Origin of the sequence: Streptomyces sp. NPDC048612 (assembly GCF_043199295.1) — a bacterium.
In the GTDB taxonomy this organism is placed as follows: domain Bacteria; phylum Actinomycetota; class Actinomycetes; order Streptomycetales; family Streptomycetaceae; genus Streptomyces.
Map to the genome: position 1 here is coordinate 135,191 of NZ_JBICVV010000009.1, position 23,723 is coordinate 158,913.

General features: G+C 70.7%; 19 protein-coding genes and 1 pseudogene. 9 read left to right on the forward strand and 11 right to left on the reverse strand.

Going from position 1 to position 23,723, the window contains the following annotated elements; genetic code table 11:
- The first annotated feature begins 156 nt into the window (after positions 1–156).
- The gene (locus tag ACGFN2_RS16390; RefSeq protein ID WP_088796882.1) at positions 157–450 is read left to right on the forward strand and encodes a ferredoxin; all 294 of its coding nucleotides are present in this window, start codon (positions 157–159) and stop codon (positions 448–450) included.
- A 45-nt stretch (positions 451–495) separates the two neighbouring features.
- On the opposite strand, the gene ACGFN2_RS16395 is transcribed toward ACGFN2_RS16390, so the two are convergent.
- The 3 genes from ACGFN2_RS16395 to ACGFN2_RS16405 form a co-directional block, all read right to left on the reverse strand.
- Entirely contained in the window at positions 496–1,071 is a 576-nt protein-coding gene (locus ACGFN2_RS16395; RefSeq protein ID WP_362608063.1) for a hypothetical protein, read from the reverse strand.
- Positions 1,072–1,273: 202 nt separating this feature from the next.
- Entirely contained in the window at positions 1,274–2,200 is a 927-nt protein-coding gene (locus ACGFN2_RS16400) for a tRNA (adenine-N1)-methyltransferase (protein WP_362607980.1), read from the reverse strand.
- A 62-nt stretch (positions 2,201–2,262) separates the two neighbouring features.
- Positions 2,263–3,516, reverse strand: coding sequence for a site-2 protease family protein (locus tag ACGFN2_RS16405; RefSeq protein WP_393360742.1), 1,254 nt, complete (start codon positions 3,514–3,516; stop codon positions 2,263–2,265).
- Between the two features lie 175 nt (positions 3,517–3,691).
- Between ACGFN2_RS16405 and ACGFN2_RS16410 the strand changes: the two genes are divergently transcribed.
- Both ACGFN2_RS16410 and ACGFN2_RS16415 read left to right on the forward strand, forming a co-directional pair.
- The gene (locus ACGFN2_RS16410; protein ID WP_362607976.1) at positions 3,692–4,648 is read left to right on the forward strand and encodes a RecB family exonuclease; all 957 of its coding nucleotides are present in this window, start codon (positions 3,692–3,694) and stop codon (positions 4,646–4,648) included.
- A 13-nt stretch (positions 4,649–4,661) separates the two neighbouring features.
- Positions 4,662–5,333, forward strand: a complete 672-nt coding sequence (locus ACGFN2_RS16415) for a response regulator transcription factor (protein ID WP_018087782.1) — start codon at positions 4,662–4,664, stop codon at positions 5,331–5,333.
- Positions 5,334–5,419: 86 nt separating this feature from the next.
- Here ACGFN2_RS16415 and ACGFN2_RS16420 read toward each other — a convergent pair whose 3' ends face one another.
- From ACGFN2_RS16420 to metH, 4 genes are all read right to left on the reverse strand, one after another.
- Positions 5,420–7,018, reverse strand: coding sequence for an ABC transporter substrate-binding protein (locus ACGFN2_RS16420; protein ID WP_393360745.1), 1,599 nt, complete (start codon positions 7,016–7,018; stop codon positions 5,420–5,422).
- Between the two features lie 92 nt (positions 7,019–7,110).
- Positions 7,111–8,718 carry an ABC transporter substrate-binding protein gene (locus ACGFN2_RS16425; RefSeq protein ID WP_362607972.1) on the reverse strand — a complete coding sequence of 536 codons (1,608 nt, stop codon included), beginning with the start codon at positions 8,716–8,718 and terminating at the stop codon, positions 7,111–7,113.
- A 362-nt stretch (positions 8,719–9,080) separates the two neighbouring features.
- Positions 9,081–9,794, reverse strand: a complete 714-nt coding sequence (locus tag ACGFN2_RS16430) for an HAD family hydrolase (RefSeq protein WP_393360747.1) — start codon at positions 9,792–9,794, stop codon at positions 9,081–9,083.
- A 255-nt stretch (positions 9,795–10,049) separates the two neighbouring features.
- Positions 10,050–13,559, reverse strand: coding sequence for a methionine synthase (gene metH, locus ACGFN2_RS16435; protein ID WP_393360749.1), 3,510 nt, complete (start codon positions 13,557–13,559; stop codon positions 10,050–10,052).
- A gap of 261 nt (positions 13,560–13,820) precedes the next feature.
- Here metH and ACGFN2_RS16440 point away from each other — a divergent pair, with 261 nt between their 5' ends.
- The 5 genes from ACGFN2_RS16440 to ACGFN2_RS16460 all read left to right on the forward strand — a co-directional run bounded on the left by ACGFN2_RS16440 (position 13,821) and on the right by ACGFN2_RS16460 (position 19,723).
- On the forward strand, positions 13,821–14,585 hold the full coding sequence (locus tag ACGFN2_RS16440) for an IclR family transcriptional regulator (RefSeq protein ID WP_393360751.1): 765 nt from the start codon (positions 13,821–13,823) through the stop codon (positions 14,583–14,585).
- 229 nt (positions 14,586–14,814) lie between these two features.
- The gene (locus ACGFN2_RS16445; protein WP_362607964.1) at positions 14,815–15,603 is read left to right on the forward strand and encodes an MIP/aquaporin family protein; all 789 of its coding nucleotides are present in this window, start codon (positions 14,815–14,817) and stop codon (positions 15,601–15,603) included.
- A gap of 49 nt (positions 15,604–15,652) precedes the next feature.
- On the forward strand, positions 15,653–17,194 hold the full coding sequence (glpK, locus tag ACGFN2_RS16450; protein ID WP_362607962.1) for a glycerol kinase GlpK: 1,542 nt from the start codon (positions 15,653–15,655) through the stop codon (positions 17,192–17,194).
- A 2-nt stretch (positions 17,195–17,196) separates the two neighbouring features.
- The gene (locus ACGFN2_RS16455; protein WP_393360753.1) at positions 17,197–18,801 is read left to right on the forward strand and encodes an FAD-dependent oxidoreductase; all 1,605 of its coding nucleotides are present in this window, start codon (positions 17,197–17,199) and stop codon (positions 18,799–18,801) included.
- A 250-nt stretch (positions 18,802–19,051) separates the two neighbouring features.
- The gene (locus tag ACGFN2_RS16460) at positions 19,052–19,723 is read left to right on the forward strand and encodes a FadR/GntR family transcriptional regulator (RefSeq protein WP_393360755.1); all 672 of its coding nucleotides are present in this window, start codon (positions 19,052–19,054) and stop codon (positions 19,721–19,723) included.
- 30 nt (positions 19,724–19,753) lie between these two features.
- Here the strand turns inward: ACGFN2_RS16460 and ACGFN2_RS16465 are convergent, their stop codons facing one another.
- From ACGFN2_RS16465 to ACGFN2_RS16480, 4 genes and pseudogenes are all read right to left on the reverse strand, one after another.
- Positions 19,754–20,572, reverse strand: coding sequence for an SDR family oxidoreductase (locus ACGFN2_RS16465; protein ID WP_393360910.1), 819 nt, complete (start codon positions 20,570–20,572; stop codon positions 19,754–19,756).
- 166 nt (positions 20,573–20,738) lie between these two features.
- The gene (locus ACGFN2_RS16470) at positions 20,739–21,596 is read right to left on the reverse strand and encodes an amidohydrolase family protein (RefSeq protein ID WP_393360757.1); all 858 of its coding nucleotides are present in this window, start codon (positions 21,594–21,596) and stop codon (positions 20,739–20,741) included.
- Positions 21,597–21,624: 28 nt separating this feature from the next.
- Complete coding sequence (locus tag ACGFN2_RS16475) at positions 21,625–22,125, reverse strand: aldo/keto reductase (protein WP_393360913.1); 501 nt, start codon at positions 22,123–22,125, stop codon at positions 21,625–21,627.
- A pseudogene (locus tag ACGFN2_RS16480) lies at positions 22,080–22,288 on the reverse strand (fuconate dehydratase); the annotation flags it as partial. The pseudogene ACGFN2_RS16480 and the gene ACGFN2_RS16475, both read right to left, overlap by 46 nt.
- 261 nt (positions 22,289–22,549) lie before the next feature.
- Between ACGFN2_RS16480 and ACGFN2_RS16485 the strand changes: the two are divergent.
- Positions 22,550–23,662 (forward strand): PAC2 family protein, encoded by a 1,113-nt coding sequence (locus ACGFN2_RS16485; RefSeq protein WP_393360759.1) that lies wholly within the window; start codon positions 22,550–22,552, stop codon positions 23,660–23,662.
- The last annotated feature ends 61 nt before the right edge of the window (positions 23,663–23,723 follow it).

Sequence of the window (23,723 nt, forward strand, 5' to 3'; positions counted from 1 at the left end):
GTCCGATCTTCACCCTTGCGCACGTCCTCACGCCAAGGGAATACCCACCCAACAACATCGGAAAGCGAGCGGTTGTATCGTCGACTTGGTCAACACCCGTCAGGGCTGGCGCCACTTAGACAAAAACGGTTCACGTACGCAGGAACGGCAGGCGAGATGACCGCACAGGACGAAGCCCCAGAGCTGGAAGTATGGATCGACCAGGATCTGTGCACCGGGGACGGCATCTGTGCGCAGTACGCGCCGGAGGTCTTCGAGCTCGACATCGACGGTCTGGCCTATGTGAAGAGCACCGAGGACGAGCTGCTGCAGGACAAGGGGGCGACAACGCCCGTCCCGCTGAAGCTGCTCGATGACGTGCGGGACTCCGCGAAGGAGTGCCCCGGGGACTGCATCCACGTCCGCCGCGTCAAGGACCTCGTCGAGGTCTACGGCCCGGACGCGGAGTAGCCCGGCCGAGACGGAAAGCTTCCGGCGGGCACGCCCTGTGACGGGTCAGACGCGGGCGGTGCCCATGGCGGCGGGGAGTTCGCTCTGGACGAACTTCCCGCCCTTCCACTGCCACTTGAGCCCCTGGCGCACGTCCGGGCAGCAGCGCGGGACGTCGCGGGTGGAGTAGCCCAGGACCGCCGCCGAGATCGCGCCATCCTCGACGGCGAGGGTTTGGACGCTGCGCTGCTGGGTGGGCGCGAGGAGTGTCGCCACGACCCGGGGGGCGGCCTTGCGCCCGGCCGGCTGTGTGAGGACGTAGACGCCGCTGGGCGGGGAGCCCGTCCCGCTGTGGCACCGGACCACCGCGACGGTCTCGGTCGTACCGTCGCCGTCCAGGTCGCCGGAGGCCTTTTTCACCACGTCGAGGCGGTTGGGGCCGCAGTCGACCGGGAACGTCGCCCCGGCCGGGTCGGGGGCCGCTGCGGAGGGCCGGCCGGCGGTGGCGTCGCGGGCGGTGGTGGCCGTGGCATCGGGGGGCTGGACGAAGGAGGCGGCTGCGACGACCGCCGAGATGGCGGTGGCGGTGGCGAGCCAGTGCACGGGGCGCGGCTGGGTGTGCAAGAGGTCCTGGCCTGCCATGGGCTGCACGCGGGGTAACTCCTGTGAAGTGCTGAAGCGGTGGGAGTGCCCAGCATCGTTCCACAGGAGGGGGCGGCAAGGAACCAGCTGGGCCGGAGTTTTCCGTGCGGATCGGGGGTGGAGACGCAGCGGCGCCGCCGGCGGATTCCCGTACGGGAACTCGTCGGCGGCGCCTGGTGGTTCGGTGGCCGGTTCCGGACGGTCAGCCGCGGTCGGCCGAGGCGCCTCCGGAGGCCGCCGCGGCGCTCTTGCCGGGGCCGCTGTAGTCCTCGCCGTACGCACCCTTGGCGGGGCGGCGGCGGCGCAGCGGGGGCTCGACGCCGTCGGCGAGGCGGCGGGCGGTCAGCAGGAAGCCGGTGTGGCCGATCATGCGGTGGTCGGGGCGGACGGCGAGGCCCTCCACGTGCCAGGTGCGGACCATGGTCTCCCAGGCCGACGGCTCGTTGAAGGTCCCGTGTTCGCGGATCGCCTCGACGGTGCGGGCCATCTGCGTCGTCGTCGCGACGTAGGCGCAGAGGATGCCGCCGGGGACCAGGGCCTTGGAGACGGCCTCCAGGCACTCCCAGGGGGCGAGCATGTCGAGGATGACGCGGTCGACCTCGGTGTCGGAGAGGTTGTCCTGGAGGTCACCGACGGTGAGCGTCCATGCGGGGTGCGGGCCGCCGAAGTAGCGCTCCACGTTCTGCGTGGCGATCTCGGCGAAGTCGGCGCGGCGCTCGTAGGAGTGCAGCATGCCGTCGTCGCCGATGGCGCGCAGCAGGAAGCTGCTGAGCGAGCCGGAGCCCACACCGGCCTCGACGACGCGGGCGCCGGGGAAGATGTCGGCCATCGCCAGGATCTGCCCCGCGTCCTTGGGGTAGACCACGGCGGCGCCGCGGGGCATGGACAGGACGTAGTCGGGGAGCAGCGGGCGCAGCGCGAGGTAGGCGACGTTCCCGGTGGTACGGACAACGCTGCCCTCGGGAGCACCGATCAGCTCGTCGTGGGGGAAGGCTCCCTTATGGGTGTGGAAGCTCTTGCCCTCTTCGAGCGTGAAGGTGTAGTGGCGTCCCTTGGGGTCGGTGAGCTGGACCTGGTCCCCGACCTTGAAGGGCCCGCGACGGCGGGCGGCACCGGTCGGTTCGGACATGTGACCAGCCTACCGGCCCGCCGGGGCGCCGCCGACCAGTGGGCCGGGCGAACGGGCCCCGGTCAGGCGGCCTTGCGGGCCATGGCGGAGACGAAGGCGCGCTCGACGTCGGCGGTGGACAGCACGCCGTAGATCTCACCGGTCTCCTCGACGACGAGGTATTCGGTGGCGGGGGTGGCCCGGAGGTATTCCAGGAGGTCCTCCCCGGCGAGTTCGGCGGAGACCCGCATGCCGTCCTTGAGGTCCTGGGCGAGGGTGCCCACGGCGACCCAGGGGCGGCGGTGGTCGGGGACGCCGACGATGGCGGCCTCGCGGACGAGGGCGGTGGGCACGCCGTGGGGGTCGACGACGACCAGGGCGCGGGCCCCGGCGTCGTTGGCGCGGCGCAGCGCCTCGGAGAGCGGGGTGCCGGTCTCCACGGGGACGGCGCGGCGGGTCAGGGTGCGGGCGGTGAGGTCGGGGAGGCGTTCGCGCAGCCGGGCCATGCGCAGGCTGTTGCCGGCGCCGGTCCAGATGATGGCGGCGAGGATCGCGGCGAGCAACGCGTCGGTGAGCGAGTCGGCGCCGCCGATCTCCGGACGGGCGGTGCCGAGGGCGCCGGTGTGGGTGAGCAGCGGCAGCCCGATGAGGACGGTGACGGCGAGCGCGCGGCCGACCCAGGCGGCGGCGATGGTGCCGCTCATGGGCCTGCCGGTGAGCTTCCAGACCAGGGCGCGCAGCATCCGGCCGCCGTCCAGCGGGAGGCCGGGCAGCAGGTTGAAGACCGCGACGATGAGGTTGGAGATCATCAGGCCCGCCAGCAGGACACCGGGGACCGTGCCGGCCTCGACCAGCTGGACGCCGCCGTAGAAGACGCCGGCGAGGACGAGGGAGAGCAGCGGGCCGACGAAGGCGAGGACGAACTCCCTGCCGGGGGTCTCGGTCTCCTTCTCGATCTCCGAGACGCCGCCGAAGAACTGGAGCTGGATGCGGCGTACGGGGAGCTTGAAGCGGAGCGCGGCGACGGTGTGGGCCAGCTCGTGGACGAGCACCGAGGCGTAGAAGGCGACGGCGAAGAACAGCGAGACCAGATAGCGGGCGACGCCCAGCTCGGGCAGCACGCGCTCCAGCTGGCCGCCGAAGACCCAGGTGATCAGGGCGGCGACCACGAACCAGCTGGGTGCCACGTACACGGGCACGCCGAAGGGACGGCCCATCAGGATGCCGCCGCCGCTCCTCTTCTTGCCCGGCGCCGGTCCCTTGGGTGTCTTGTCGTGCTCGGGCGGCCGGGACCGCACGGACTCCTCGGGGTCCTGCGACTTCCCGCTCTCGTCCACGGCGTCCCCTCATCGAATACGGCATTCGCCCCTGCTCGGCCTGATATCTCGATCATGCAGGGAGAAGGGGTCCGCCGTCGATGGTATGCGGAGCGCTTCGGCCCGTTACGCTGCGGGGCCCCCGCGCCGGTGACCCGTCCGCGCCTGTCAGTGGCGGGCCGTAGGGTTTTGTGGCATGGGATGGAGCACGGAGCAGGCCGGGGCGGGCACGCAGAGCGGGCGGAGCGGCGGTGAGCCGGGCGCGGAGAGCGCCGGGGCGGGGGCGCGGGGCGGGGAGCAGCCGCGGCCGCCGGTGGCGCTGTCGCCGTCGCGGGCGAGTGATTTCATGCAGTGTCCGCTGCTGTACCGCTTCCGGGTGATCGACCGGCTGCCGGAGAAGCCGAGCGCGGCGGCGACCCGCGGCACGGTCGTGCACGCGGTGCTGGAGCGGCTCTTCGACGCGCCGGCGGCGGAGCGTACGTCGGACGGGGCGCGGGCGATGGTGCCGGACGAGTGGGCGAAGCTGCTCGGCAAGCGGCCGGAGCTGGCGGAGCTGTTCGCGGACGACCCGGAGGGCGAGCGGCTGGCGGGGTGGCTGGCGGAGGCCGAGACGCTGGTGGAGCGGTGGTTCTCGCTGGAGGACCCGACGCGGCTGGAGCCGGCCGACCGTGAGCTGTATGTGGAGACGGTGCTGGAGTCGGGGCTCCAGCTGCGGGGGTTCATCGACCGGGTGGATGTCGCGCCGACGGGCGAGGTGCGGATCGTCGACTACAAGACCGGCAAGGCGCCGCGGCCGCAGTTCGCCGAGGGTGCGCTGTTCCAGATGAAGTTCTACGCGCTGGTGGTGTGGCGGCTGCGGGGTGTGGTGCCGCGGCGGCTCCAGCTGGTCTATCTGGGCAGCGGCGATGTCGTGACGTACGACCCGGGCGAGGCCGATCTGCGGGGTGTGGAGCGGAAGTTGCTGGCGCTGTGGGAGGCGATCCAGCGGGCGACGGCGACCGGCGACTGGCGGCCGCGGCCGACGAAGCTGTGCGGCTGGTGCGACCACCAGGCGCACTGTCCGGAATTCGGCGGCACTCCCCCGGTGTATCCGCTGCAGGTGCGCCCGCCCGAGGGCGGTGTGCCGCCGCAGGGCAGAATGGGGGACATCTAACGAAGGAGAGCTCGTGGCCATCCGCGTCCTGCTGGTCGACGACCAGCCCCTGCTGCGTACGGGATTCCGGATGATTCTGGAGGCGGAGCAGGATCTGGCGGTCGTCGGGGAGGCCGGGGACGGCCTCCAGGCACTGGAGCAGGTGCGGGCGCTGCAGCCCGATGTGGTGCTGATGGACATCCGGATGCCCCGGATGGACGGTGTCGAGGCGACCCGGCAGATCACCGGCCCGGCGAAGGACGGCCCGGCGAAGGTGCTGGTGCTGACCACCTTCGATCTGGACGAGTACGTCGTCGAGGCGCTGCGGGCGGGGGCGAGCGGCTTTCTGCTCAAGGACGCGCCCGCCAACGAGCTGGTGCAGGCGATCCGGGTGGTCGCGGCGGGCGAGGCGATGCTCGCGCCGAGCATCACCCGCCGGCTGCTCGACAAGTACGCCGGGCATCTGCCGTCGGGCGAGGAGCCGGTGCCGGACACGCTGCACACCCTCACCGAGCGCGAGGTGGAGGTGCTGAAGCTGGTGGCCCGCGGGCTGTCGAACGCGGAGATCGCCGCGGATCTGTTCGTGAGCGAGACCACCGTCAAGACGCATGTGGGCCATGTGCTGACGAAGCTGGGGCTGCGCGACCGGGTGCAGGCGGCGGTGTACGCGTACGAGAGCGGGCTGGTGCGTCCCGGCGCCCAGTAGGCGGTGCGGGTCGGACGGCCCGGCGGACGGACGACGGCGGGGCCGGCCCGGGAGATTCCCGGACCGGCCCCGCCGTGCTGCCGGGATCAGGCCTCGGTCGCCTTGCTGATCTCCCAGAAGCGGAAGACGGTCGAGGGGTCCAGCGTCCATTCCAGGCCGGAGACCCCGTCGCGGGCCACCGCGTACTGCTTGCCCTGCCAGATCGGGATCATCGGCACGTCCTCGGCGACGATGTCCTGCAGCTCCCGGAACTGGTCCTTGGTGGCGCCGCGGTTCGGCTGGTCGGCCGTCTTGGGCAGCAGCCGGCCGGTGATGGTGGGCGAGCTGTAGTTGTTGGCCACCACGCTGTCCTTGCCGAAGAACGGCGCGGTGAAGTTGTCGGGGTCCGGATAGTCGGGTATCCAGCCCTTGACGTAGACGCCGAACTTGCCGTCGGCCATGCCCTGTTCGTACTCCTTGGTGGGCAGGGTGCGCACCTTGGCGTTGAACAGCCCGCTGGCGTTGAGCTGTTGGGCGATCTCCTCGAAGGCCGGGACGGTGCCGGGGCCGTAGCGGTCGGGGGTGGCCCACAGCGTGAGCGGCACCTTGCCGTTGAAGCCGGCGGAGCGCAGCGCGTCCTTCGCCTTGTCGGGCTTCGGGCGGTCGCCGTAGGTGTTGAAGAAGGAGGTGCTGTGGCCGGTGATGCCGGCCGGGACGATGGAGTACAGCGGCACCGCGGTGCGCTGGTAGACGTCCCGGACGAGGGTGGAGCGGTCCAGGAGGTAGGCGATCGCCTTGCGGACGCCCTGCTTGCCGGCGACCGGGTCCTTGAGGTTGAAGACCAGGTGCATGACCTCGGCGCTGGCGCCCTCGACGACCTGGGTGCCGTTCTGCTGCTCCAGCGAGGCGTTGTCGAGTGCCGCGATGTCCTTCATGGACAGACCGCGGTAGGCGACATCGACGTCGCCCTTCTCGACGGCCGTCTTGAGCTTGTCGGGGTGGTTGAAGAACTTCACGGTCATGCCGGAGTTCTTGACCTTGGCCGGGCCCTTGTAGGAGCCGTTGACGGCGAAGACGGCCTTCTGGGAGCCGTAGTCCTTGAGGGTGTAGACGCCGGAGCCGACGGCCTTGCCGTCGGTGCGCAGCCGGTCGGCGGGGTACTGGGCGTGGTCGACGATGGAGCCGGCGCCGGAGGCGATCTTCATGGGGAAGGTCGCGTCGGGCGACTTGAGCCGGAAGACCACGGTCTTGGAGTCCGGGGTCTCGACCTTGTCGAGCGCGGTGAACATCACGGCGGGGCCGTTCTTGTCCTTGATGCGCCGGGTGCGGTCGAAGGAGTACTTGACGTCCTTGGACGTCAGCTTGTCGCCGTTGCTGAAGGTGAGGCCGTCCTTCAGGGTGCAGCGGTAGACCTTGCTGTCCCGGTCGGTGAAGCCGCAGCGCTCGGCGGCCTCCGGCTCGGGGGTGGTGCCTCCCTTGGGGAAGCTCAGCAGGGACTGGAAGACGTTGTTGAACAACAGCCAGGAGCCGGGCTCATAACCGGCAGCGGGGTCGGTGGAGACGACCTTGTCCGTCATTCCCATGACCACGGGTTCGCCGTTGCCGGCCGCTCCGGAGTCGTCCGTGCCGCACCCGGCGACCGCGAGCAGAGCTGTGGTCAGCCCCGCCCCGATCGGGGCAGCCAGCCACTGGTCACGCTTCCTCACTAAACGGTCCTCACGTTCTGGGTCATGCCTGTCGGGCCGCGGCGGGGAGGCCGCGGCGGTGGTGGTGTGCTGCGGGGGTCGCATCCGCCGGCTCAGTCCGCGACGCCGCGGCTGAGCTCCCAGATCTGCAGACCCGAGGCGGAGTTGAGGGCCCATTCGAGGCCGGTGATGTCATCGCGGGCGGCGACGTACTGCTTGCCCTGCCACAGCGGGATGAGCGGTACGTCGTCGGCGATGATGTCCTGCGCCTGCTTGAAGTCGGCGCCCGCGGCGTTGCGGTCGGACTGCTGGCGGCTGGACGGGATGAGCTGCGACTCGATCTTGCCGTTGCGGTAAGGGGAGCCGAGGAAGTTCTGCTTGCCGATGAACGGCGCGATGTAGTTGTCGGCGTCCGGGATGTCCGGGAACCAGCCCATGTTGTAGACGGAGTACTTGCCGTCCAGGGCGTCGGTGCGGAACTGCTGCCAGCTGTCGACACCCTTGATGCTCACGTCGAAGAGCTTGGTGCGGTTGAGCTGGCCCTGCAGCGCACGGACTTCCTTGCCGGTGCTGGAGCCGTAGTGGTTCGTGGTGTACGTGAGCGTGAACTTCACCGGAGTGGTGATGTTCGCCTGCTGCAGGGTCTTGCGGGCGGCCGCGGCGTCGGGGTTCCCGTACTTGTTGAAGAACGAGTTGATGTGGCCGGTGAGGCCCGTGGGCACCATCGAGAAGAGCGGGACGCCGGTGTAGTCGTAGACGTTCCGCACCAGGTCCGAGCGGTTGACGAGCTGCGCCATCGCGCGCCGCACGGCCTTGTCGGAGACCGCCGGGTCCTTCGTGTTGAAGGCGAGGTAGCGGATCTCCTGGCCCGGCATCTCCTGGAGCGTGATGCCCTTGTCGCGGGCGCCCTGCAGGCCCTTGATCTGGTCGGGCGCCAGGCCGCGGTTCATCACGTCGATGCTGCCCTTGCGCAGCGCCCGTTCCGTCGAGACGGAGTCGTTGAAGAAGCGCATCTCGACCTTTTCGTTCTTCGCCTTCACCCCGCCCTTGTAGGTGGGGTTCTTGGTGAAGAAGGCCTTGGTGATGCGGTTGTTCTTACGCTCGGTCTTGAGGGTGTACGGGCCGGAGCCGACCACGTCGAACCCGCTGCGGAGGCGGCCCTTGGGGTACTCCTCGGGGTCGACGATGGCCGCCGCGGGCGTGGTGAGCTTCTGCGGGAAGGTGGCGTCCGGCTTCTTGAGGTGGAAGACCACCTCGCTGTCGCTGGGCGTCTCGACCTTGTCCACGCCGTCGAGCAACGAGACCGGACCATTGGTGTTGTTGATGGTCAGCATGCGCTCGATGGAGAACTTGACGTCCTGCGCGGTCAGGGCATGACCGTTCGAAAACTTCAGGCCGTCGCGCAGGGTGCAGCGGTACTGCTCGTTCTGGGTGTCGCGGAACCCGCAGGACTCGGCGGCCTCGGGCACCGGAGCGGTACCGGAGCGGGGCAGCCGCATCAGCGTCTGCAGCGTGCTCCGCATGATGTTCCACGCGTCGACGTCGTAGGCCTGCGACGGGTCGAGCGGCGCGGGCGCCGCCTTCGTCGCCTCGATGGGGGTGGCGACGCCCACCACGATCGGATCGACACCCTCGCCGGCGCCGTCCGTGCCGCCACAGGCGGCGAGGACGGGGGCGAGGAGACCGGCCAGCGCCGGCAGCACCAGGGTCTTGCGATTCATCGTGGGCAGGTTCCTTATCAGCGCAGAGGTGTTGCTCGCGTCGACATTAGTAGGAACGGCCAGCCGCGCTGAGACACAAAGGAGTTGTCTCGATATGGCACCTGGATAACGATGGCAAGGTGATCGATATCCGGACGGTGGAACGATTCACCTGTTGCTCCACCAATCCGGACACTTACCCCCGTGGAAAGCGCTCCCAAGACCCCCTGGAACACCTGCGGGGCCCGCTGTCGACGGCCCGGCGCGTGAGAAACGTCACGCGTTCAAGGGTCCATGGCGAAGCAACAATTCAGTCACTGTATTCGTCACGGAAAATGAGCGGGCCGCTCCCCTCGGTTCCCGGTGCCTTTCCCATAGCACGCTCAGTGCACGGTGCCACGGCTTTCCGTGATGAGCGTCCGGAGAAATGGCAGATCGACTTCTTCCAGCGAACGGACGACCGTGCGCCCCAGCGCCGGCGGGATCGGCGTCACCGAGGGCACCGCGACGACCGGGCAGCCCGCCGCCTCGCCGGCCGTCACTCCGGTCAGGGTGTCCTCGATGACCGCACAGCACGCCGGGTCCACCCCGAGCCGTGCGGCGGCCGTCAGATACGGGTCGGGGTGCGGCTTGGTGCGCTCCAGGTCGTCGCCCGCCAGGGTCAGCCGGAAGTTCTCCGGGCCGAGTGAGTGCAGCATCTGGTCGACGACGGCGCGGTGCGAGGCGGAGACCAGCGCGGCGGGCACGCCGTGGGCGGCCAGTTCGGCCAGCAGCCGGCGGGCGCCGGGCATCAGCGGGACACCACGTCCGACGCGGGCCAGGAAGGCGGCGTTGAGCAGCACGCTCAGCTCGGTCAGGCTGATGTCGACGCCGGTGGCCTGAATCAGATAGCCGGCGCTGCGGGACATCGGGCCGCCCACCACGACCTCGCGGTGCGCGTCGTCGAGGATGTGCCCGAGTTCGGCGAAGACCTCCGCCTCCGCCTCCCACCAGAAGCCCTCGGTGTCGACGAGGGTGCCGTCCAGATCGAGGAACACGGCCTGGAGGGTCGCGGCTTCGGCCGTGCGGGTGCCGACTGCGGGGATGCTGCTGGTCATCCATCCACCTCCGTTACGACGCCCCCGAAGGGACGAAAGGGCCGGTCGCCATCCCCGGCTGGGGATACGACCGGCCGCCACCGGACCGACAAGTGTACGACGGTATGCGCCGGAATGCGCGGCGCCACAGGTCAGGGCCGTCCGGGGGCTGCCCCGGGACGGCCCTGGCGCGTACTCACACGGAGTGACCGCGGGTGACCACGGGGTGCGTCCGTGAGGGGAGGCACCCCGTGGGCTCCGGCGGGCGTCCGCCCACTACCGGGCGTTGAAGTACTTGGCTTCCGGGTGGTGGATGACGATGGCGTCGGTGGACTGCTCGGGGTGGAGCTGGAACTCCTCGGAGAGCTCGACCCCGATCCGCTCCGGCTGGAGCAGGTCGGCGATCTTGGCGCGGTCCTCCAGGTCGGGGCAGGCGCCGTAGCCCAGCGAGAAGCGCGCGCCGCGGTACTTGAGCGCGAACATGTCCTCGACGTCGGCGGGGTCCTCCCCGGCGAAGCCCAGCTCGGCGCGGACGCGGGCGTGCCAGTACTCGGCGAGTGCCTCGGCCAGCTGGACGGACAGGCCGTGCAGTTCGAGGTAGTCGCGGTAGGAGTTGGCCTCGAAGAGTTCGGCGGTGGCGCCGCCGATCTTCGATCCGACGGTGACGACCTGGAGGCCGACGACGTCGGTCTCGCCGGACTCCTCCGGGCGGAAGTAGTCGGCCAGGCACAGCCGGCGGCCGCGGCGCTGGCGGGGGAAGGTGAAGCGGGTGCGCTCGGTGCCGTCCTCGTGCAGCAGGATCAGGTCGTCGCCCTTGGAGACACAGGGGAAGTAGCCGTGCACGACGGCGGCTTCGAGCAGGTTCTCGGTCTGGAGCTTGTCGAGCCAGCCGCGCAGCCGGGGGCGGCCCTCGGTCTCCACCAGCTCCTCGTACGTCGGCCCCTCGCCGGTGCGGGCCTGCTTGAGGCCCCACTGGCCCTTGAACAGTGCGCCCTCGTCCAGCCAGGAGGCGTAGTCGGCGAGCTGGATGCCCTTGACGACCCGGGTGCCCCAGAACGGCGGCGCCGGGACGGGGTTGTCGACGGCCACGTCGGAGCGCACCGCGCCCTCGGGCTCCTCGACCTCCAGTGCGGCGGTGTCCCGCTTGGGCACCCGGCGCTGCTTGAGTTCGGGAAGGGCCGCGCCGGGCACCCCGCGCTTGACGGCGATCAGGGCGTCCATCAGGCGCAGGCCCTCGAAGGCGTCGCGGGCGTAGCGGACCTCGCCCTCGTAGATCTCGTGCAGGTCCTGCTCGACGTAGGCGCGGGTGAGGGCGGCGCCGCCCAGGATGACGGGGAAGTCGGCCGCCATCTTGCGCTGGTTGAGCTCCTCCAGGTTCTCCTTCATGATCACTGTGGACTTGACCAGGAGTCCGGACATCCCGATGACATCGGCCTTGTGCTCCTCGGCGGCCTCCAGGATCGCCGAAACCGGCTGCTTGATGCCGAGGTTGACGACGTTGTAGCCGTTGTTGGACAGGATGATGTCGACGAGGTTCTTGCCGATGTCATGGACGTCGCCGCGGACGGTGGCCAGCACGATGGTGCCCTTGCCCTCGTCGTCGGACTTCTCCATGTGCGGCTCCAGATAGGCCACCGCGCTCTTCATCACCTCGGCGGACTGCAGCACGAACGGCAGCTGCATCTGGCCGGAGCCGAACAGCTCACCGACGACCTTCATGCCCTCCAGCAGCGTCTCGTTGACGATGGCCAGCGCGGGGCGCTCCGCCAGCGCCTCGTCGAGGTCGGCCTCCAGACCGTTCTTCTCCCCGTCGATGATGCGGCGCTGGAGCCGCTCGTCCAGCGGCAGCGCGGCCAGCTCCTCGGCCTTGCCGGCCTTCAGCGACTTGGCGGTGGCGCCCTCGAACAGCTCCATCAGCTTCTGCAGCGGGTCATAGCCCTCGCTGCGACGGTCGTAGACCAGGTCGAGAGCGGTGGTGACCTGCTCCTCCTCCAGGCGCGCGATCGGCAGGATCTTGCTCGCGTGCACGATCGCGGAGTCCAGGCCGGCCTTGACGCACTCGTCCAGGAACACGGAGTTCAGCACGAGCCGCGCGGCCGGGTTCAGACCGAAGGAGATGTTCGACAGACCCAGCGTCGTCTGGACGTCCGGGTGACGCTTCTTCAGCTCCCGGATCGCCTCGATCGTGGCGATGCCGTCCTTGCGGGACTCCTCCTGACCGGTGCAGATGGTGAACGTCAGACAGTCGATGAGGATGTCGCACTCATGGATCCCCCAGTTGCCGGTCAGGTCCTCGATCAGCCGCTCGGCGATGGCCACCTTGTGCTCGGCGGTACGGGCCTGGCCCGCCTCATCGATGGTCAGCGCGATCAGCGCCGCACCGTGCTCCGCCGCCAGCGCCGTGACCTTCGCGAACCGCGACTCGGGCCCATCCCCGTCCTCGTAGTTGACGGAGTTGATCACCGCACGGCCACCGAGCTTCTCCAGCCCCGCCTGGATCACATCCAGCTCCGTGGAGTCCAGCACCACCGGCAGGGTGGAGGCGGTGGCGAACCGGCCCGCCAGCTCGTCCATGTCCGCCACGCCGTCCCGGCCGACGTAGTCGACGCACAGGTCCAGCATGTGCGCGCCCTCACGGATCTGGTCGCGGGCCATCTCCACACAGTCGTCCCAGCGCCCCTCCAGCATCGCCTCACGGAACTTCTTCGAACCGTTGGCGTTGGTCCGCTCACCGATCGCGAGGTAGGAGGTGTCCTGACGGAACGGCACCGTCTGATAGAGCGAAGCGGCACCCGGCTCGGGACGCGGCCGACGCGGCGTCGGGGCGAGCCCGCGCACCCGCTCGACGACCTGCCGCAGATGCTCCGGCGTCGTCCCGCAGCAGCCACCGACCAGCGACAGGCCGTACTCACCGACGAAAGTCTCCTGAGCATCGGCCAGCTCGGCCGCCGTCAGCGGATAGTGCGCGCCGTCCTTGCCCAGCACCGGCAGGCCCGCATTGGGCATACAGGCGATCGGCACGCGGGAATGGCGGGCCAGGTAACGCAGATGCTCGCTCATCTCCGCCGGGCCGGTCGCGCAGTTCAGACCGATCATGTCGATCCCCAGCGGCTCCAGCGCCGTCAGCGCCGCGCCGATCTCCGAGCCCAGCAGCATCGTGCCGGTCGTCTCGACGGTGACCGAGCAGATCACCGGCAGATCCGCCCCCGTCACCTTCAGCGCACGGCGGGCACCGAGGATGGCGGCCTTGGTCTGCAGCAGATCCTGGGTGGTCTCCACCAGCAGCGCGTCCGCACCGCCGGCGATCATGCCCTCGGCGTTCTGCTGATAGGCGTCGCGCAGCGTGACGTACGGCGCGTGGCCCAGGGTCGGCAGCTTGGTACCGGGACCCATGGAACCCAGGACATAGCGCTGCTGCCCCGTGGAGGCGGTGAACTCGTCGGCGACCTCACGGGCGATCCGGGCGCCGGACTCCGACAGCTCGAAGACCCGCTCGGGGATGTCGTACTCCGCCAGCGCCGCGAAGTTCGCACCGAAGGTGTTCGTCTCCACACAGTCGACGCCTACCTCGAAGTACTCCGCGTGCACCGACCGCACGATGTCGGGCCGCGTCACATTGAGGATCTCGTTGCAGCCCTCCAGCTGCTGGAAGTCCTCCATGGACGGATCTTGCGCCTGCAGCATGGTGCCCATCGCTCCGTCGGCGACCACCACCCGCGAGGCCAAGGCCTCCCGGAGTGAGGTGGCGCGGGACGTGCTGGGGGACGTGGGCGTGTTCGAGGCCATGGAGATGCTCCCGTGGTTGCGACGGCTGTCGGCTTTGCACCCTCCTTCAGAGGGCGCACCCGGCCAGCGTAGCTGCCGGTCCGGTACACGTGTTCCCCGTTTCACGCCGTGGACAGCACCGCACCACCCCCCTGCCTGCACGGCCCATGATCGTTGACAGACTCCGGTGCGTTTATCAAGTGTCGCCAGATCGCTGACGAGAGTCGGCATGGGCCGATATCGTTCAGCATTGTCGAACCGCATACTTCCGGAGGTTGCCCGATGGCACGCACCATCCAGTCGCTGGAGCGCGCCGCAGCGATGCTGCGGCTGCTCGCAGGAGGGGAACGGCGGCTGGGGCTCTCCGACATCTCCTCCTCACTGGGACTGGCCAAGGGCACCGCCCACGGCATCCTGCGCACGCTGCAGCAGGAGGGCTTCGTCGAGCAGGACAGCGCCTCCGGCCGCTACCAGCTGGGCGCGGAGCTGCTGCGGCTGGGCAACAGCTACCTGGACGTGCACGAGCTGCGCGCCCGCGCCCTCGTATGGACCGACGACCTGGCCCGCTCCAGCGGGGAGGCGGTCTATCTGGGCGTGCTGCACCAGCAGGGCGTGCTGATCGTCCACCATGTCTTCCGGCCGGACGACAGCCGGCAGGTGCTGGAGGTGGGCGCGATGCAGCCGCTGCACAGCACGGCGCTGGGCAAGGTGCTCTCGGCGTACGACCCGGTGGCGCACAGCGAGGTCGTCGAGGCGGAGCGGGAGGCGTTCACCCCGCGCACGGTGACCGGGCTGGGGGAGATCGAGGGGCTGCTGGACCTGACCCGGGCGCACGGCTGGTCGGCGGACGTGGAGGAGACCTGGGAGGGGGTGGCCTCGGTGGCCGCGCCGATCCACGACCGGCGGCGGATGCCGGTGGGTGCGGTGGGGGTCACGGGAGCGGTGGAGCGGGTCTGCCAGGAGGGCGAGCTGCGGCCGGAAATCATCGCCGCTGTGAGGGATTGCGCACGGGCGGTGTCCCGTGATCTTGGCGCAGGGCGATTCTGACCGGATTCACCCCATAAGTTCACCTAAGTTTTTCGCCACGGAACCCTTGACGGGGTTCTACCGGTGAACAAAACTGCCGTTCGTCGGTCGGCATTGTCGAACACCTAACGGCAATATTCGCTATGGTGGGGCATTGCCGCGGGCCGACCACCGCCCTCTAGGAGGGCGCGGACCACCGGACGGGACCCGGGGTCCGCCTTCCCCTGGACGAAGGACAAAGGAGTCGCGGGTGTCCAGCTCCGACATCTTCATCAGCGAGACCATCGGTACCGCTGTTCTGATCTTGCTCGGCGGTGGCGTCTGCGCCGCCGTCACATTCAAGCGCTCCAAGGCGTTCAACGCCGGATGGGTCGCCATCGCCTTCGGGTGGGGCTTCGCCGTCCTCACGGGTGCCTACATCGCCGCGAAGTCCGGCGCACACCTCAACCCCGCGGTCACCATCGGCGTCGCCATCAAGGGCGGCATCGAGTGGAACCAGGTGCCGGTCTACTTCGCCGGCGAGATGCTCGGCGCCATGATCGGCGCGGTGCTCGTGTGGGTCACCTACCTCGGGCAGTTCCAGGCCCATCTGAGCGACCCCGAGGTCCTGGCCGACCACACGAGCGAGGAAGGCATGGTCGACCCCTCGGCCGCGCCGAAGGCGGGACCGGTCCTCGGCATCTTCTCCACCGGTCCGGAGATCCGGAACGTGGCGCAGAACCTGCTCACCGAGATCATCGCCACCGTCGTGCTGGTGCTGTCGATCCTCACGCTCGGACTGAGCGACAACGGCAAGGGCGTCGGCGTCATCGGCACCCTGCTGGTCGCGCTGGTCGTCACCGGTATCGGTCTGTCGCTGGGCGGTCCGACCGGGTACGCCATCAACCCGGTCCGCGACCTCGGTCCGCGCCTCGTGCACGCGATGCTGCCGCTGCGGAACAAGGGCGGTTCAGACTGGGGCTACGCCTGGATTCCGGTCGTCGGCCCGCTCATCGGCGGAGCCCTCGCCGGAGGCATCTACCAGGTGGCGTTCGCCTGAGCCGCCGGTCCGCCCGACTCCGCCCGCACAGACTTCTTGGAGCAAACCCATGAGCGACACCCCCAGCACCTCCTCGCACGGCAACGGCCCGTTCATCGCGGCCATCGACCAGGGCACCACGTCGAGCCGCTGCATCGTCTTCGACAAGGACGGCCGGATCGTCTCGGTCGACCAGAAGGAGCACGAGCAGATCTTCCCGAAGCCGGGCTGGGTGGAGCACGACGCCACCGAGATCTGGAACAACGTCCAGCAGGTCGTCGACAGCGCCGTTGAGAAGGCCGGCCTCACCGCCGCCGACGTCAAGGCGATCGGCATCACCAACCAGCGCGAGACCACCGTCCTGTGGGACAAGAACACCGGTGAGCCGGTCCACAACGCCATCGTCTGGCAGGACACCCGCACCGACGGGCTCTGCAAGGAGCTCGGCCGCAACGTCGGCCAGGACCGCTTCCGCCGCGAGACCGGTCTGCCCCTGGCCTCGTACTTCGCGGGCCCGAAGATCCGCTGGCTGCTCGACAACGTCGAGGGCCTGCGGGAGCGCGCCGAGCGCGGCGACATCCTCTTCGGCACCATGGACTCCTGGGTCATCTGGAACCTGACCGGCGGTGTCGACGGCGGCGTGCACGTCACCGACGTCACCAACGCCTCGCGCACCATGCTGATGAACCTCCACCGCCTGGAGTGGGACCCGAAGATCCTCACGTCGATGGAGATCCCGGCGGCCGTGCTGCCGGAGATCAAGTCGTCCGCCGAGGTCTACGGCCACGCCACCGGCGGTGTGCTGGCCGGTGTGCCGGTCGCCTCGGCGCTCGGTGACCAGCAGGCCGCGCTGTTCGGCCAGACCTGCTTCGAGCAGGGCGAGGCCAAGTCCACGTACGGCACCGGCACCTTCATGCTGATGAACACCGGCCACGAGCCGGTGAACTCCTACAACGGTCTGCTGACCACGGTCGGCTACCGCATCGGCGACGAGCAGCCGGTCTACGCCCTGGAAGGCTCCATCGCCGTCACCGGCTCGCTCGTCCAGTGGATGCGCGACCAGATGGGCCTCATCAACAGCGCGGCCGAGATCGAGACCCTGGCCAGCACGGTCGAGGACAACGGCGGCGCGTACTTCGTGCCGGCCTTCTCCGGCCTGTTCGCCCCGTACTGGCGCTCGGACGCGCGCGGTGTCATCGCGGGCCTGACCCGCTACGTCACCAAGGCGCACATCGCACGCGCCGTACTTGAGGCCACCGCCTGGCAGACCCGTGAGATCACCGACGCCATGACCAAGGACTCCGGCGTCGAGCTGACCGCACTCAAGGTCGACGGCGGTATGACCTCCAACAACCTGCTGATGCAGACCATCTCGGACTTCCTGGACGCCCCCGTGGTGCGCCCGATGGTCGCCGAGACCACCTGCCTCGGCGCTGCCTACGCGGCCGGACTGGCCGTCGGCTTCTGGTCCAGCACCGACGAGCTGCGCGCCAACTGGCGCCGGGCCGCCGAATGGACCCCCCGGATGGATGCGGCCACCCGTGACCGCGAGTACAAGAGCTGGCTCAAGGCCGTCGAGCGGACCATGGGCTGGATCGAGGACGAGGAGTAAACATGAGCACCCTGCAGAGCGTCCCGGCACTCGGGACGCACCCGGCCAGTGGTTCGCACGCGAGCCGCGCCGAGACTCGGGAGCAGCTTTCCAAGGCGACGTACGACCTCCTGGTGATCGGCGGCGGCATCCTGGGCATCTCCACCGCCTGGCACGCCGCACAGGCCGGGCTGCGGGTGGCCCTGGTGGACGCCGGTGACTTCGCCGGCGCCACCTCCTCCGCCTCCTCCAAGCTGCTGCACGGCGGTCTGCGCTACCTGCAGACCGGCGCGGTCAAGCTGGTGGCGGAGAACCACTTCGAGCGGCGTGCGGTGTCCCGCCAGGTCGCACCGCACCTCGCCAACCCCCTGACCTTCTACCTGCCCGTCTACAAGGGCGGCCCGCACGGCGCCGCCAAGCTGGGCGCGGGTGTCTTCGCCTACTCGGCGCTGTCCGCGTTCGGCGACGGCGTCGGCCATGTCATATCCCCGGCCAAGGCGCAGCGCGACGTGCCGGAGCTGCGGACGGACAACCTCAAGGCCGTGGCCGTGTACGGCGACGACCAGATGAACGACTCCCGGATGGCCCTGATGACCGTCCGTGCAGCGGCCGCGGCCGGCGCCACGGTCCTCAACCACGCCGAGGTCACCGGACTGCGCTTCACCCAGGGCCGGGTCACCGGTGCGGAGCTCAAGGACCGGGTGGAGGGCGAGGAGTTCGGCGTCAACGCCCGCCTGGTGCTGAACGCCACCGGCCCGTGGGTGGACCACCTGCGCAAGATGGAGGACGCGAACGCGGCCCCCTCCATCCGGCTGTCGAAGGGCGCCCACCTGGTCCTCAAGCGGACCGCGCCCTGGAAGGCCGCGCTGGCCACCCCGATCGACAAGTACCGCATCACCTTCGCCCTCCCCTGGGAGGACATGCTGCTGCTGGGCACCACGGACGAGGAGTTCGAGGGCGACCCGGCGGACGTCTCGGTCACCGAGAAGGACACCGCCCAGATCCTGGACGAGGCGGCCTTCTCCGTCCGCGACCAGCAACTGTCGCGCGATCTGATCACCTACTCCTTCGCGGGTCTGCGGGTGCTGCCCGGCGGCCCCGGCGACACCTCCAAGGCCAAGCGCGAGACGGTCGTCACCGAGGGCAGCGGCGGCATGCTGTCGGTCGCCGGCGGCAAGTGGACGACCTTCCGGCACATCGGCCGTACGGTCATGAGCAAGCTCGCGGCGCTGCCCGGCCACCCGCTGGCCGAAGACATGGAGCCGATCGCGCACCTGCCGAAGAAGCTCCCGCTGCCCGGTATCGCCAACCCGAACGCGGTCGCGCACCGGCTGCTCGTCGACGGCGGTACGCCCGGTCCCCGGATGGCCCCGGAGACCGCGCGCCACCTCGCCACCCACTACGGCTCGCTGTCCTTCGACATCGCCCGGCTGGCGAACGAGAACCCGGCGCTGGCCGAGCGCATCCACCCGGACGCGCCGGAGATCTGGGCGCAGGTCGCCTACGCCCGTGACCACGAGTGGGCCGAGACGGTCGACGACGTGCTGCGCCGCCGGACCACCCTGACGATCCGGGGCCTCGACACGGAGGACGTCCGGGCCAGGGTCAAGGACATGCTGGCGGGCTGACGCCGGCGAGCCGTGCGACGCACGGCCGCGGCACCGCACGGCGTGCGGTGAGTGACGATGGGGCGGTCCACGGGGCCGCCCCATCGCCGTTTCCGGGGGCGTGCGCGCACCGCGCCGTGGGCCGGCTCCGCCGCCACGGAGGAGGACCGGTCCGCGTACGGGAGCGGCTGGGGCGGAGTGACCGGTCATAATGAGCCCAGACATCGGACGTCTGTGGCGGAATCCGGGCGGGTGCGGCGGGGAGGTCGGCATGGCGGTCACCGACGAGGCCATCGGGAAGATCAAAGGCATGATCGTCTCCGGGGCGCTGCGCCCGGGAGACCGGCTGCCGAAGGAGAGCGAGCTGGCGGCCGAGCTGGGGCTGTCCCGCAACTCCCTGCGTGAGGCGGTGCGCGCGCTCTCCCTCATCCGCATCCTGGACGTGCGCCAGGGCGACGGCACCTACGTCACCAGCCTCGATCCGCAACTCCTGCTGGAGGCCATGAGTTTCGTGGTGGACTTCCACCGCGACGACACGGTGCTGGAGTTCCTCGCCGTCCGCCGGATACTGGAGCCGGCCGCCACGGCGATGGCGGCCGGACGGATCGGACCGGCGGAACTGGACGCCCTGGAGGACCTGTTGGCGGCGCTGGGACCGAGCCCCTCGGTCGAGGAGCTGGTCGCCTGCGATCTGGACTTCCACCGCGGGATCGTCGCGGCGTCCGGCAACTCCGTGCTCTGCTCGCTGCTGGACGGACTGTCCGGACCGACCACCCGGGCCAGGGTCTGGCGGGGTCTGACGCAGAAGGACGCGGTGAGCCGCACCCTCACCGAGCACCGGGCGATCCTCGGCGCGCTGCGCGACCGGGACGCGGAGGCGGCGCGGGCCTGGGCGACCGTGCACATCGCGAGCGTGGAGCAGTGGCTGCGCGCCTCGCGGTGAGGCCGGCCGGCGCCCGCCGCCGCGGCCGGGTCAGGCCGCGAAGCCGCCGTCCACCGCGATCGAGGCGCCCGTGATGTACCGCCCGCCGTCGCCCGCCAGGTGGGCCACGGTCGCCGCCACGTCCGAGGCCCGGCCGTACGCCCCCAGCGCGGTGAACCCGGCCTGCATCGCCGCGCTCTCGCCGTCGGCGGGGTTCATGTCGGTGTCGATGGGGCCCGGGTGCACGAGGTTGGCGGTGATGCCGCGCGGCCCCAGCTCCCTGGCCAGGGTCTTGGTCAGGCCGGTGAGGGCGGCCTTGCTGGTGGCGTAGAGGGTGCCGCCGGGGAAGGCGACCCGCTCGGCCATGCAGCTGCCGATGGAGATGATCCGCCCGCCCTCGGCCAGATGCGCCGCGGCGGCCTGCGCCGCCAGGAACGGCGCTCGGACGTTGGTCCACAGCACGCGGTCGATGTCGTCGAGGGAGAGGCTCTCGAACGGTCCGAGCACCCCGACGCCCGCGTTGTTCACCAGGATGTCCAGCCGCCCGAACCGGTCGGCGGCGCCGGCCACCGAGGACCGCACCGCCTCCGCGTCACCGCTGTCGGCCCGTACCGCCCAGGCCTGCCCGCCGGCCCGCTCGATCTCCCCGACGACCTGCCCGGCCCGGTCCTGCCCGGCCCGGTAGGTCAGGGCCACCGCCGCGCCGTCGGCGGCCAGCCGCAATGCGATCGCCCGGCCGATGCCCCGGCTGCCGCCGGTCACCAGCGCCGCCTTCCCGGCGAGCGGCCGGGGCCCGTCCCCCGCGGCCATCGTCCCGACCGCCGTCCCAACCGCCCTCGTCCCGGCCGCCGTCGGCACCGTCGCCGTCATCGCCGTCATCGCCGTCACCCTCGTCCTCGGTCGTCCGTGGTCGGCGCAGCCGTGCCACATCCACGGATTCCGGGGCCGGCGGCGCCGCGCCGCGGAGTGTGTTCCGCGGCACGACTCGATCCTCCGGCGTGGCGGGGCCGAGGTCTGGCGGAATCCGGACGCCGTGTCAGCGGCCGGTGGGCTCCGGTTCCGCGGGCGCGGCGACGCCGTAGACCCGCCCGGCCGTTCCCCCGAAGACGTCCGCCCGTTCCGCTTCGGTGAGTTGACCCGTGGCCGCCTCGGCGAGCGCCACCACGTCCTCGTAGCCGGCGGCCAGGGTGCACACCGGCCAGTCGGAGCCGAACATCACCCGGCCGGTGCCGAAGGCGTCCAGGACGTGCCGGGCGTAGGGCAGGATCTGCTGCGGCCGCCAGGCGTCCCGGTCGGCCTCGGTGACCAGCCCGGACAGCTTGCAGCTGACGTGGGGCAGCGCGGCGAGGGCGGTGACGGCGTCCGCCCACGGCTGCCACTCCCCCGTGACCACCGGCGGTCTGCCGGCGTGGTCCAGCACGAACGGCAGCTGGGGCAGGGCGCGTGCCGCGGCGTGCGCGGCGGGCAGTTCGCGCGGGGTGACCAGCAGGTCGTAGACCAGTCCGGCGTCGGCCAGGACGGCCAGGCCGCACAGTACGTCCGGGCGGGTGAGCCAGCCGGGGTCCGGCTCGTCCGGCACCTGGTGGCGGATGCCGACCAGCCCGGCGGGCAGCGCCGCGAGGACCTCGGCGAGCGCCGGGTCGCACAGGTCGGCCCAGCCGACGACGCCGGTGACCGGTCCCTCGCCCGCCGCGAGGGTGAGGAGTTCGGCGGTCTCCTCGTACGAGGACGACGACTGGACGAGGAGCGTGCCGTCGACGCCGTGCGCGGTCAGATGCGGGGCGAGGTCGGCCAGCGCATAGCTGCGGCGGATCGGATCGGCCCAGGGCCCGTCCATCCAGGGCTGCTCGCGCCGGCTGAGGTCCCACAGGTGGTGATGGGCGTCGATTCGCATCAGGGGCGCGCTCCGGGATCGGGCTCGTTCAGGGGCAGCGGCAGATCGGGGTCGAGCAGGCCGCGGCGACGAGCGTATGCCAGAGCGAGTCCGGGATGTCGTGGGTGAACAGCCGGGCGTTCTCGGCCATTTCCTCCGGCGCGGCGGCGCCGGCGACGGCCCGGTGCCCGAACGGGAAGCGGAGCGCCGCCGCTTTGAGCGGCACCGCGAACTCGGCGCAGACCGCGGCGAGATGAGGCGACCGGTCGAGCACCACGTCGACGTCGAGGCCGGCGACCGGGCGGGCCGGCGGACCGCTGTGGTTCATCCCGAAGCCGATGGCCCGTACGACGCCCTGCGCACGCAGCTCGGCCAGGGCAGGGAAGCCGGTCTCGTACACCTCGCGCAGCCGGCCCTCGACATCATGCAGCAGGACGATGTCGACGGCGTCCACCCCGAGCCGGGTCAGGGAGCCTTCGAGCCTGGCACGGATGCCGTCCCGGGAATCGCGGCGGCCATGGCCTCGTTGCCGCGCCCGATGGTGAAGCAGAAGCCGTGCCCTGGGGTCCGCCGCCGGTGTGCAGCACCACGTAGGCGGCGGAGGAGTCGGGGTCCGGGTTCATCGCGTCCGAGCCGTGCCGCCGCTCCGAGGTGGGGAAGCGGACGTCGTGGACCTCGCGCTCGGTGACGGTGTCGGTGTCGGTCGCGGCCATGCGCACGCCCCCAGGGATGTTGCGGAAGAACATCGGACCTTTCCCGGACATCCGATGTATAGACCCGCGTGCAAGAACCCGTCCAGACCGTGTACGGAAGTTGAGCCAGGCCGGCCCGGGACAGGTCGGATGAATCGCTACCCCTTCCCGCAAAGGGGCTACGGACCGGCACGGCGGAAGCCGTAGTCTTGGGGACGCACGCAATGGAACTGCTGCCGGCGGCCGCCCCAGGCGGCCGGACCGGTCGGAAGGAGGCGCTGGGTGATCGAGCTCGAGGGGGTACCCGAGCTGATCGACCCGGTCATGGTGGCCGCGTTCGAAGGCTGGAACGACGCCGGCGACGCAGCCTCCGCCGCGGTCGCCCATCTCGACCGGGAATGGAAGGGAGAGGTCTTCGCCGCGCTGGACGCGGAGGACTACTACGACTTCCAGGTGAACCGCCCCACCGTCTTCCTGGACAACGGGGTACGCAAGATCACCTGGCCGACGACCCGGCTCTCCGTCGTCCGTGTCGGCGACGCGGACGGCAAGGGCCGCAAGCGCGACCTCGTCCTGGTCCGCGGTATCGAGCCCAGCATGCGCTGGCGCTCGTTCTGCAACGAAATCCTCGGCTTCGCCCATGAGTTGGGCGTGGAGATGCTGGTGGTCCTGGGCTCGCTGCTCGGCGATACCCCGCACACCCGCCCGGTGCCGGTCAGCGGGGTCACCTCGGACGCGGATCTCGCCACCCGGCTCGACCTGGAGGAGTCCCGCTACGAAGGCCCCACGGGCATCGTCGGCATCCTCCAGGAGGCGTGCACCCATGCCGGTGTCCCCGCGGTGAGCCTGTGGGCCGCGGTGCCGCACTACGTCTCCCAGCCGCCCAACCCGAAGGCCAGCCTGGCACTGCTGAACCGCCTGGAGGACCTCCTCGGCATCAGCATCCCGCTGGGCGAGCTGAGCGAGGACGCCCGCGCCTGGCAGCTGGGCGTGGACCAACTCGCGGCCGAGGACAGCGAGGTCGCCGAGTACGTGCAGTCGCTGGAGGAGGCGCGGGACACCGCGGACCTGCCGGAGGCCTCCGGCGAGGCCATCGCCCGCGAGTTCGAGCGCTATCTGCGCCGCCGCGACCCGCAGTCCGGTCCCGGCGTGGCGACCGAGGGCGGGCTCACCGAGGGCCGCGACAGCTCCTACCTCCGCGACACCGCCAGTGGCCGCACCCGTCCGCCCCGCCCGGTGTCCCAGGAGTCCCGCGAGCCGCGGACCGGCGACGACACGGCGGCCGGGCCGAAGGACACGGCCCAGGACCACGGCCCCGCGGAGGACGCGCCGGACGGCCCGGACTCCGCCGGCTCCCCGGGACCGGAGGACGGCCCGGAGAGCGGCGAGAGCTGAGACCGGGGACCGCTCTCCCCGGTACGCCAGGGGCGCCGCACCGGCCGTCGAGCCGGTGCGG